Here is an 11,352-nt window from a genome sequence, read left to right on the forward strand (position 1 = left end):
AAATGGTCGAAACAATGGCTAACGTCCGCGCGGCCGCTCAAGCGAAAGCCGGCCGGCCCGGCGTGCTGTTCGTGCTGAACGACGTCCCGAAAGGGATGGATGACGAATTCACGCGCTGGTACCACCAGGAGCACCTGACCGAGCGTCTTGCGCTCCCCGGCTTCCGGCGCGCGCGCCGTTACCGGTCGGTGGATGGTCAGCCCAATTACATGGTCGTCTATGATTGCGACACCTTGGAGACGCTGGCGTCGCCACCCTACCTAGACCGGCTTGCGCACCCTTCGCCGTGGACGCAGAAAATCATGCCGCATTTCCTCAACATGGAACGCTCCGCCTGCAGCGAGACCTGGGCAGCAGGAGTGGGCATGGGTGGCGCGGCCATGGTCACGCATTGCAAGCCGATTCACGGCAGGGAAGAAGACGCCCGGCGTTTTATTCGTGAGGAGCTCGGCCCGCGGCTGATGCAGAATTCCAGCATCGTGCGCATTGCCCTATGGGAAACCGACGCCGGCGTGACAGGCAAGCCGAGCGCCGAGCGCAAGATGCGCCCGGGCAAGGACACCATCGCGGACTGGGTGCTGTTCATCGAATGCACCGATGTCGGCCAGGTCGCGTTGGCGCTGCACACCCATGTCCTGGCGGGCGAGGGCGCGCGCACAGGACTGTTGCTGGGTTCCTGGCTGCGCTACCAGCTGATCTATGAACGCCATGCAGCGGTCGCCGGGCCGGCGTAACCGAGGCCCGGCCTGAACGGCTCAGGCGGGCTCGGGCTCTTCTCCCGACAGCTTCTTGTAGAGGTAGGCGCGCGAAATGCCGAGTTCTTCAGCGACCTTCTTCTTGTTCCCCTTGTGCCTGACCATGGCCTCCCGGATCATGGTTTTTTCCATTTCCTCGATCGCGTCCTGGATCCTGCCCGACGCAGGCGCAGGTGCTTTCGGCGCGAACTCTGCCGGCGGCGCCGCCGGGCGTTCCGGCACTTCATGCGACATCAGGCGGAAATTGTCGAGCGTAATCTCCGGTCCATCGCAGAAGATGGCCGCCTTTTCGACTTCATGCAGTAACTGGCGCACGTTGCCCGGCCACGGCAGCTCCTTGAGGTAGGCATAGACGCGCGCGTCCACTCCCTTGACCGAGGTGCGGTGCCGTTCCGCGAATGCGACGAGGAAGCTCTGCACCAGTTCGGGAATGTCTTCCGGGCGTTCGCGCAGGCTCGGCATGCGGATGGTGACGCCGCTGATACGGTAGTACAGGTCCAGGCGAAACTCGGCGTTGGCAATCATTTCCTGGAAATTGCGGTTGGTCGCGCTGATGAGACGGAAATCCGAGTGGCGCGGCCGGTCGCCGCCTACGCGCTCGAAGATGCCATCCTGCAGCACGCGCAGCAGCTTGACCTGGACCTCGGCGGGCATGTCGCCGACTTCGTCGAAAAACAGCGAGCTTTGGTCGGCGAGTTCGAACTTGCCCTTGCGGCCCTTTTTCTCGGCGCCGGTAAAGGCGCCGGCTTCATAGCCGAACAGTTCGCTCTCCACCAGCGAGGCGGGCAGGGCGGCGGCGTTGACGAAGACCATCGGGTTTTCGCTGCGCCGGCTCAATGAATGGATCGCATGTGCGGCCAGTTCCTTGCCGGTGCCGCTCTCACCGATGATCAGCACCGGCACCGACAGCGGCGCGACCTTGGAGATATCCGCCTTGAGCTGGCGTATCGCATCGCTGTTGCCGACCATCTTGTCGAGCCCGAAGGTGCGGCGCTTCAGTCCGGTCAGCTCGCTTCGGTAGAACTCGACCTCTGACCGCAGCTTGACCACTTCCTTGCTGAGTTCTAGGACGGTTTCCGGGCCCTTGAACATCACGCGTCCCAGTGCCCCGACAGTCTTTCCGTTGTCGGTCAGGGGAATCCGCGCGACGACGCGCGTGACACCGCCCATTTCCTGCAGCTTGCCGATCTCGGCTTTGCCGGTGCGGACCACTTCATGCAGGTTGGTGTTCTCGATGACGTCGGTGACCTTCTTCCCGACCGCTTCGCCGTGTTCGATGCCGAAGAAGCGCTCGTGGACAGGCGGGATGTAGCGGACGCGCGCCTGGTCGTCCACCACAACGACCGATTCGTAGGGGTTGTTCAGGAAGTAGTCGAAGACAAGATGCGCAAAATCGACGTTGGTGACGAAATCGAACAGGGTGGACTTGCTGGTGGCGTCCTGGATGAAGAACAGGGTCGCGTCCTCGCTGGAACGGAAGCTGGCGATGAGCTTGGGGTCGCCGTCGATCGCGAGCATGCCGCGGCGGCGGTCCTCATGGTGATAACGCTCGAGGACGCGCTGCCGGACGGCCTCATCGCGCGCAAAACCGGTGGCGCAGGTTACTTCGCCCCTGGGGTCCAGGACCAGTACACCGAAGGCGAAGGGATCGCTGTTCTTTGTCTGCATGACGGTACGCCTGTCTTTGCTAAATACAGATCGGGTTTCGATGATTGTCTCCCAAAAAGACACTTTACGCTGTTTGCCGGGGTGTAAGGGCACAGGATTTCCTTGGTGAGAACCATCCCGAGCCCGCGTAACCCCGCGTTTTTGCAGTGAAAACAGGCAGTTTCCGTGCCACGCCCGGGGAGGCTGGCGTTCGGTGGCATGGACGTTGCAAAGCAATGGCATACACACCTGACTACGACAAATCCATGTTGCCTTCAGAACAACTTTCTCCCGCCCCTGATGCCGCGCCACTCGACCTGCTTGCGGGCATCCGTGTCCTTGATCTCACGACGTCCATCGCCGGGCCCTATGCATCCCTCCTGCTGGCGGACTTCGGCGCCGAGGTGCTGAAGATCGAACGCCCGGGACGGGGCGACGATGCCCGCGCCTGGGGGCCACCCTTCCTCGACGGCGAATCGCTGTGGTTCCTCAGCGTCAACCGGAACAAGCACAGCCTCACACTTGATTACGCACAGCCGGCCGGGCTCGAAGCGCTTCACGCGCTGGTGAAGGCGGCCGACGTCATCCTCATCAACCAGGTCGCCCGCAGCCAAAGGAAACTCGGTATTGACTATGCGCGGCTCAAGGCCGTCAATCCACGCCTGGTGCATGTGTCGATCACCGGTTTTGGGCTCGTCGGAACGAAAAGTGACCAGCCTTGCTATGATCTGATTGCCGAGGGCTATAGCGGCGTGATGGACCTGACCGGCGAGTCGCCGGAGCGCGACCCGCAGAAGGTGGGCACGCCGGCCGCGGACTTGCTGTCGGGAGCCGATGCAGCGATGGCGGCAATGGCCGCCCTCATCGACCGGAACCGTACCGGCCAGGGGCACGAGATCGATATCGCAATGGTCGAGAGCATGACACGATTCATGACGCCGAGGATCATTCCCTATCTTGGGTCGGGTGAGCTGCCGCGCCGCAGCGGCGGGACGGACAGCGTGATCGCCATCTACCAGACCTTCCATACCGCGGACCACCCGATCACGCTCGGCCTCGGCAACGATGCGATCTGGAAGCGCTTCTGCGAAGCCATCGGACGCATCGACATGGCCAATGATGCGCGCTTCGCCAACAACGCCGGCCGCCGTGCCTGTCGGTCCGAGATCGTACGGGAAGTACAAGCGATCCTCCTCAAGAAACCGCGTGCGCACTGGCTCGATCTCTTCGCCTGCGCTCGCATTCCCTCCGGTCCGATCAACCGCCTCGACCAGGTCGTCACCGATCCCACTCTTGCCGAACGCGGCTTGTTTTATGCGACGCGACGCAACGGCGCCGCGATACCGCAGGTTGGCCTCGGTATCCGCTTCAACGGCAAATTCAATACGTACCGCAAGGACCCGCCCCGCCTGGGCGAAGACACCCGCCGCACCTTTTCATCATGGCTGGGCTGGAGTGACGAAGCAATTCAGAAGCTGGACGACGCGGGGCTGCTTTAGAACGGAAACGCGCCGCGACCCATATATACCCTAGGAGAACGACACCATGACACGCCAGTTCGAAACCATCATCTATACCGAAGACGGCCCCGTCGGAACCATCACGCTGAACCGCCCCGACAACGGCAACATGTTCAACGAAACGATGTGCCATGAAATCCGTGACTGCATCAACGACATCCGCCGCGAGACCCGGACGCGCGTCATCGTCATTACCGGTGCAGGCGACCGCTTCTTCTGCATCGGCGGCGAAAAGACCGGCATGCCGGACACTCATCTCTACCCCGGCGTGCTGCCGGTGCTCGACATGTACGAAGCGATTGACCGCCTGCAAAAGCCGGTGATTGCTGCCGTGAACGGCTTTGCCGTCGGCGGCGGTAATGTGCTCCAGGTGATGTGCGACATCACCATTGCCAAGGAAAGCGCGGTTTTCCGCCAGGTCGGCCCGATGATGGGAAGTTTCGACGCCGGTTTCGGCACCTGGTACCTCGAAGACCTGGTCGGCAAGAAGAAGGCCAAGGAAATCTGGTTCCGCAACCCCAAGATCAGCGCAAGGGAAGCGCTGGAGATGGGGCTGATCAACAAGGTCGTCCCCGACGATCAGCTTGCCGCCGCGACACGCGAAATGGCGCTGGAGATCGCTGACCGCGGCGCCTTCGCGCTGGCTTCGATCAAGGCGGCCTTCGGTGCCCGCCACGGCGGCGTGGGCGGCTTGTCGCGCGTAACGCATGACCTGCTGTTGCGCCTGAACCTGGACACCGAGGAGGCGAAGGAATTGTCCAAGTCCTTCAGCGAGAAGCGCGCTCCGGACGCATCCAAGTTCGGCCACTGAGCGGGAGCCGGCGAATGAACACCATCCTGACCCTCCATGATCCGCAACAGGCCCGTTCCTACTACGAACGGGGCGTCTGGCGCGATCAAACGCTGTACACGCTGCTGCAGTCGCATGCGCAGGCGCGCCCGGAAGCATGGGCCCTGCGGGACAGCGCCCGCCGCCTGACCTGGCGCCAGCTGCTGGAATGGACGGACGCGGTAGCCGCCGATCTTGCCGCGGCCGGCCTGCGCAAGGGTTCGCGGGTCGCGGTATGGCTGCCCAGCAGGGTGGAGTCGGTCGTTGTCTTCCTCGCTTGCTCGCGCAACGGTTACATCTGCAACCCGTCCTTGCACCAGAACTACACCGTGGCCGAGATCGTTCGCCTGATCGAGCGCATCGACTGCGAAGCCTTTTTCGGCCAGAAGGGCTATGGTGCCGATGGCAGCCGCGATGGCGTCGCCGGCGAGATCGGCGCGGTCAAGACCCTGCGGCGCACCTATTGGCTCGAACCGGGCCGAGACGGCGCCGGGGAATTTCCGGCTGCCGGGGCAGCGTATCCGCAAGCCGCTGCCGACGCGAATCCGGACAAGGTGGTCTACCTGGCCTTCACGTCCGGCACGACCGGACTGCCGAAGGCAGTCATGCACAGCGACAACACCCTGCTGGCCAACGGGCGGGCGATGGTGAAGGACTGGGGGCATGATGCCAGCACTGTCCTGTTCAGCCTCAGCCCGGTGAGTCACCACATCGCCACCGTCTCCATCGAACAAATGCTGGTCGCCGGACTCGAACTGGTAGTGAACGACCTTCCGGCCGGGATGAAACCGATCGACTGGATTCTCGAGACCGGTGCGACCTACGTCATGGGCGTGCCCACGCACGCGATGGACATCCTGGCCGAGGCCAAACGCCGCGGGCTCGACAAGCTCGGCAAGGTCAAGGTGTTCTACATGGCCGGCGCCGCCATTCCGCGCGAAATCGCGCAGGGCTTCCTCAACCGGGGCATCCTGCCGCAGAACGTCTATGGCATGACGGAGAACGGGTCGCACCAGTACACCTTGCCCACCGACAGCGCCGACACCATTGTCGGTACCTGCGGCCGCGCCTGCGACGCCTATGAGATCAAGCTCTGGAACCAGGAAAACCCTGACATCGAGGCGAAGCCCGGCGAGATCGGCGAGATCGCCGGACGCGGCGCCTGCCTCATGCTCGGCTACTTCAACAACCAGTCGGCGACGGAAAAGTCGTTCAATGTGCACGGCTGGTTCCTCAGCGGCGACCTCGGTATGGTCGACAGCAACGGCTGCCTGGTCATCATGGGCCGCAAGAAGGACCTGATCATCCGTGGCGGCCACAATATCCACCCGTCGACCATTGAAGACCTTGCGATCACGCATCCGGTCGTACTCAAGGCGGCTGCCTTCCCGGTGGCGGATGACCGCCTCGGGGAGAAGGTTTGCCTGGCGGTGACTTGCACCGAAGGGGCGACGCCGCCCACCGGCGATGAACTGCTTGAACACCTGCACGAGGTGGGGCTGTCGAAGTTCGACATGCCGGAGTTCTACATTGCCCTGGATGGATTCCCGCAAACCGCCAGCGGAAAAATCCTCAAGCGCGAACTGGTCGAGTGGGTCAAGCAGGGCCGGCTCAATCCCGCGCCGGTACGTTGGACGGGCGGCGGCAACAATCACAACGACAAGGGAAACTGACCATGCCCATCACATTAAGCTACCGCGACGAGTTCGCCATTCTTACCATTGACAGGCAAGAGGCGCTCAACGCGCTGAGCTTCTCGCTGATCGGCGACATCAATCGCTGCTTCGATGAAGTCGAAGAGTCTTCCGCGCGTGCACTGCTGATTACGGGTGCCGGACCGAAGGCGTTCTGCGCCGGGGCCGACATCGCGGAGCTGACCAACCGTGACATCGAGGCGCAGAAGCGCGGCGCCGAGTTCGGCCAACGGGTATTTGCCCGCCTCGACACGCTGCCTATGCCCTCCGTCGCCATCCTGAACGGTTATGCCTTCGGCGGCGGGCTGGAACTGGCACTGGCCTGTACGTTCCGCCTTGCCATGGCGAATGCCAAGGTCGGACTGCCGGAAATCAAGCTGGGCCTCATTCCGGGCTACGGCGGCACGCAACGCCTGCCCCGGGTTGTCGGCGAGGCACGCGCGCTGGAAATGATCATGACCGGCCGCACCGTCGCGGCTGATGAAGCCGCCCGTATCGGCCTCGTCAACCGGATTGTCGAAGGCGATCCGGTTGAAGCCGGCATCGCGTTTGCCCGCGAATTCAGCGGCCACGGCATGGTGGCCCTGCGCCTAGCGCGCGGCGCGGTGCAGCGCGCGTTGCAAACCTCCCTGACCGAAGGCCTCAAGGTCGAGGCCGATCTTTCCACGCTTGCCTACCAGACGAAGGATGCCAACGAAGGCATGGTCGCCTTCCTGGAAAAACGCAAGCCCCAGTTCAAGGATTGCTGACCATGGCAGAAAAAGGAACCATCATCGTCACCGGCGCCAGCCGCGGCATCGGTGCCAGCATCGCAATCGCGCTGGCAGAACTCGGCTACACCGTCGCCTGTTTGTCGCGGCGAGGGGAGCTTCCGGCCGTGCCGGATGCGAGCAAGGAGGCGGTGGCGCGCTGCAAGGGATTCAGCTGCGACGTCACCAGCGGCGACAGCCTACGCGATGCATTTGCCGCAGCGGCAGCGCTGGGCGGGCCGGTTGCGGGCCTGGTCAACAATGCAGGCGTACATCTGGAAGGGCCAAGCACCACATTCTCCCGCGACGATTATGAAACGGTATTCGCCACCAACACGACCTCGGTCTTCATGAGCTGCCAGCACATCTATCCGCACCTGGCAGCAGCCGGCGGCGGCCTGATCGTCAACATCGGATCCTTCTTCGACAAGCTGGGCGTCAAGCGCAACCTGGCCTACTGCGCATCAAAGGCGGCCGTGGGCGCGATCACCCGCTGCCTCGCTGTGGAGTGGGCTGGGAAGGGCATCCGCGTGATCGACGTCGCGCCGGGATACATCGAGACCGACCTGAACAAGGAGGCGATGTCGGCCGGGCCGTTGCGTGAATACCTGGAAAAACGCATCCCCGGCCGCAAGCCGGGAACCTCCGCGGATGTCGCGAAACTGGTCAAGGCGCTGTTCCTGGCCGACGCGCCTTTCCTGTCCGGGGAAACCATTTACATCGACGGCGCGCAAGGCGTCGCGCACTAGGAGACGGACGTGAACATTTTTGAACGGCTCGATGCGAGCGTGGAACTGTCGGACGACGAAAGCCAGTTGCTGGACAGCGTGCGCGCGCTGGCGCGCACCGAACTGATGACGCGCGCCGAGCATTACGACAAGACGGGAGAGTTTCCCTGGGAAAACGTCAAGGCAATCAACAACCTCGGTCTGAACGCGATGTTCATTCCGGAAGAGTATGGGGGCGCCCGGCTGTCCTACACCGCCTATCTGGAATGCGTGCGCGAGATCGCCAAGGCGTGTGCGTCCACTGGCATCATCTGGGCGACCAATTTCCATGCGATCAAGCCGCTGATCGACTTTGGATCGGAAGAGCAGAAACAGCGCCTGCTGCCGCGCATCGCCGAAGGCGGACTGGCCGCGCTGGCGATCACGGAACCGGATGCGGGCTCCGATGCGACAGGCATGCGCACGCGCTTCACGCCCGACGGCGACGACATCATCATCGACGGCGGCAAGACCTTCATCACCAACGGCGACGTGGCCGATGTCTACGTGCTGTTCGGCAAATGGAGCGAAATCGAGGATCCGAAGAAGGCCATCTCGGTGGTGATCCTGGAAAAGGGCACGCCCGGGCTGTCGGTGGTGCGCACCGAACAGAAGATGGGGCACCGCGCGTCGAGCACCGCGACGATTTCCTTTGACGGCTGCCGGGTGCCGCGCGCCAACCTGCTGCGCAATCCGGGAGACGGCCTGAACATCCTGTTCTCGTCGCTCAACAAGTCCCGGCCCAGTGTTGCCGCGCATGCTCTCGGCATTGCGCGCGCGGCGTTCGAGGATGGCGTCGCGTACATCAACGAGCGCAAGCAGTCGGGCCGCAAGATCATCGAATTCCAGGGCATCCAGTTCATGCTGGCCGACATGGCCACCGACCTCGCCATGTGCGAATCCTGGCTGTGGCGGATTGCGAAGCTGGTAGACAGCGGCGGCACTGACTTCGGCATCGAGGCGTCGATGCTGAAGATGCGCGCCTCCGACGTCGCCATGCGCATCACCACCGACGTGGTTCAGCTGTTCGGCGGCTATGGCTATTGCCAGGATTTCCGGGCCGAGCGCCTGATGCGGGACGCCAAGATTACGCAGATCTGGGAAGGTACCAACCAGGTGCACCGCCAGCTGATCGGCCGCAGTTTCCTGACCAAATGAGAGGCATCCAATGAGTGGAATCAAAACGATCGGTGTCGCCGGCTGCGGCACCATGGGCGCAGGCATTGCCATTGTCGCCGCCCGCGCCGGTTTCCGGACCGTGGTGTTCGACACCCGGCAGGAGGCGCTCGACAAGGCGCTCAAGCAGACTCGCGATTTCTTTGCCAAGTCTGTCCAGCGCGGCAAGATGACCGAGGAAAAGATGTCCGAAGCGATCGGCAACCTGGTCACGACGACTACCCTGGACGACATGTTGGAGTGCGATCTGGTGATCGATGCGGTGTTCGAGGACCTGAAGGTGAAGCACGACCTGTTTTCGAAGCTGGACAAGGTCTGTCCGCCGCACACCATTTTCGCGTCCAACACCTCTACGCTGTCCATCACCGAGATCGCCGCGGGCTCAGGCCGCGACGACCGCTTTGTCGGTATGCACTTCTGCCTGCCGGCTCAACTTATGAAGCTGGTCGAGATGTCGCCGGGCCTGAACACCTCCGAGGAAACCTTCGCCAAGGCGTGGGCCGCGTGCGAGGCGATGGGCCAGCGCCCGGTCAAGACCAAGGACAACCCCGGTTTCATCCTGAACTACTTCCTGATCCCCTATAACAACGACGCGATTCGCCTTGTCGAGGCAGGCGTTGCCGCGCCTGCCGACATCGACCGCGCGATCAAGGAAGGCCTCGGCTATCCGATGGGACCGCTGGAACTGCTCGACCTGATCGGGCTCGATACCCAGCTTCTGCTGTGCGAGGCAATGTATGGCATCACCAACGAACCGCGCGCCGCCTGCCCGCCGCTGGTCAAGCGAATGATCGCCGCCGGCCACCTGGGCCGCAAGTCGGGACGCGGATTCTATACCTACGAAGGCAACGCGATGTTCGGGAGCTGACATATGACTTATTCCATTATTGATACCGGCAACAGCCGTTCTTTCCCGGTGAGCCATGCTCTGCTGGAAGGCAAGTCCGCCGACGGCGACGTCGTCATCCTCATTGGCGACAGGGCCGGATATGCGCTTTCCAAAGTCGAGGCCGGCAGCAAGACGGCCGTCCTGGTCGAACTCGGCAGCGAATGCCTGGGCGTACATACTGGCGAAAGCCGCGCGAAGGAAGGTTCCAACGTCCTGGGATTTGCACGCTTCCGCCTCGGCGATGGCGATCCTTCCAACCTCGTCGAGCTGGTCAGGCAACCCGGGACGCCGGCATCGGCGATCGACGCGGCCAAGGCCGTGCTGGAAGGCGCAGGCCTGAAAGTGGCAGTCTGCTTTGACTTTGCCGGGCGCATCATCGACCGCCTTGTCCGCCCTTACTACAACGCCGCGCTGCGCCGCCTCGATGAAGGCCTGGCGACCGCCGACGATATGGACCTGACGCTCAGGCTCGGCCTCGGCTATCCGGAAGGACCGATCGCGCTGCTGGAGCGTACCGGTCTTGAACATCACTTCGATGTCACGCAATCGCTGTTCGAGGCCTATGGCGAATCGCCCTATGCCCCCGCGCGCCGCGCCCGGGTCGCCAAGGCCCGTGCTGAAAAAAAGGCAGACTGACATGATGCGTCCACTGGAAGGCGTTCGCGTCCTCGACTTCAGCACGCTCCTGCCCGGGCCGATGGCCACCCTCATCCTCGCCGAGGCGGGCGCCGACGTCATCAAGATCGAACGTCCCGGGCAGGGCGACGAGATGCGTAGCTACATGCCGAAGTTCGGCGACGACAGCGTGAACTTCGCGCTGCTCAACCGCGGCAAGCGCAGCCTGGCGGTCAATCTCAAGGAAGCGGGGATCGTCGACCGGCTGCGCGGGCTTATCGAGAGCGCGGACATCGTGGTGGAGCAGTTCCGCCCCGGCGTCATGGACAGGCTGGGCCTCGGCTATGATGCGCTGTCGAAGATCAATCCGTCGATCATCTATTGTGCAATCACCGGCTATGGCCAGTCCGGACCAAAGGCGGACATGGCGGCCCATGACCTCAATTACGTCGCCGACGCGGGCATGCTAGGCCTCTCAATGGGCAGCGACGGCGCGCCTGTCCTGCCGCCCGCGCTGATCGCCGATATCGCCGGCGGGACTTATCCCGCCGTAGTCAACATCCTGCTGGCGCTACGCCAGCGCGACCGCACGGGCAAGGGCTGCAAGCTGGACATTGCCATGGCCGATAACCTGTTTACCTTCCTGTACTGGGCCATCGGCAACGGCCAGGTGGCGGGGCGATGGCCGGTGCCGGGCGGCGAACTCGGCAC

Annotated in this window: 11 protein-coding genes; 10 read left to right on the top strand and 1 reads right to left on the bottom strand. The window is 63.1% G+C overall.

Annotated features, from left to right (window positions below; all coding sequences use genetic code 11):
* Positions 1-14 precede the first annotated feature (14 nt).
* Entirely contained in the window at positions 15-734 is a 720-nt protein-coding gene (locus AYR66_RS13095; RefSeq protein ID WP_141104070.1) for a DUF4286 family protein, read from the top strand.
* Between the two features lie 21 nt (positions 735-755).
* Here AYR66_RS13095 and AYR66_RS13100 read toward each other — a convergent pair whose 3' ends face one another.
* The gene (locus tag AYR66_RS13100) at positions 756-2,423 is read right to left on the bottom strand and encodes a sigma-54 interaction domain-containing protein (RefSeq protein ID WP_088707838.1); all 1,668 of its coding nucleotides are present in this window, start codon (positions 2,421-2,423) and stop codon (positions 756-758) included.
* A 245-nt stretch (positions 2,424-2,668) separates the two neighbouring features.
* Between AYR66_RS13100 and AYR66_RS13105 the strand changes: the two genes are divergently transcribed.
* The 9 genes from AYR66_RS13105 to AYR66_RS13145 form a co-directional block, all read left to right on the top strand.
* Positions 2,669-3,901, top strand: coding sequence for a CaiB/BaiF CoA transferase family protein (locus tag AYR66_RS13105; RefSeq protein ID WP_088709796.1), 1,233 nt, complete (start codon positions 2,669-2,671; stop codon positions 3,899-3,901).
* A 46-nt stretch (positions 3,902-3,947) separates the two neighbouring features.
* Positions 3,948-4,733 (top strand): enoyl-CoA hydratase-related protein, encoded by a 786-nt coding sequence (locus AYR66_RS13110; RefSeq protein ID WP_088707839.1) that lies wholly within the window; start codon positions 3,948-3,950, stop codon positions 4,731-4,733.
* Between the two features lie 14 nt (positions 4,734-4,747).
* The gene (locus tag AYR66_RS13115; RefSeq protein WP_088707840.1) at positions 4,748-6,424 is read left to right on the top strand and encodes a class I adenylate-forming enzyme family protein; all 1,677 of its coding nucleotides are present in this window, start codon (positions 4,748-4,750) and stop codon (positions 6,422-6,424) included.
* A gap of 2 nt (positions 6,425-6,426) precedes the next feature.
* Positions 6,427-7,194 (top strand): enoyl-CoA hydratase/isomerase family protein, encoded by a 768-nt coding sequence (locus AYR66_RS13120; RefSeq protein WP_088707841.1) that lies wholly within the window; start codon positions 6,427-6,429, stop codon positions 7,192-7,194.
* Positions 7,195-7,196: 2 nt separating this feature from the next.
* Positions 7,197-7,943 carry an SDR family NAD(P)-dependent oxidoreductase gene (locus AYR66_RS13125; RefSeq protein WP_088707842.1) on the top strand — a complete coding sequence of 249 codons (747 nt, stop codon included), beginning with the start codon at positions 7,197-7,199 and terminating at the stop codon, positions 7,941-7,943.
* A 9-nt stretch (positions 7,944-7,952) separates the two neighbouring features.
* On the top strand, positions 7,953-9,119 hold the full coding sequence (locus tag AYR66_RS13130) for an acyl-CoA dehydrogenase family protein (RefSeq protein WP_088707843.1): 1,167 nt from the start codon (positions 7,953-7,955) through the stop codon (positions 9,117-9,119).
* A gap of 10 nt (positions 9,120-9,129) precedes the next feature.
* Complete coding sequence (locus AYR66_RS13135; RefSeq protein WP_088707844.1) at positions 9,130-10,005, top strand: 3-hydroxyacyl-CoA dehydrogenase family protein; 876 nt, start codon at positions 9,130-9,132, stop codon at positions 10,003-10,005.
* Between the two features lie 3 nt (positions 10,006-10,008).
* Positions 10,009-10,662, top strand: a complete 654-nt coding sequence (locus AYR66_RS13140) for a 3-hydroxyacyl-CoA dehydrogenase family protein (protein WP_088707845.1) — start codon at positions 10,009-10,011, stop codon at positions 10,660-10,662.
* 1 nt (position 10,663) lies between these two features.
* Positions 10,664-11,352 (top strand): CaiB/BaiF CoA transferase family protein (locus AYR66_RS13145; protein ID WP_141104241.1); only part of this gene is annotated, 689 nt, incomplete at its 3' end.

The organism is Noviherbaspirillum denitrificans, assembly GCF_002211445.1.
Lineage (GTDB): Bacteria > Pseudomonadota > Gammaproteobacteria > Burkholderiales > Burkholderiaceae_D > Noviherbaspirillum > Noviherbaspirillum denitrificans.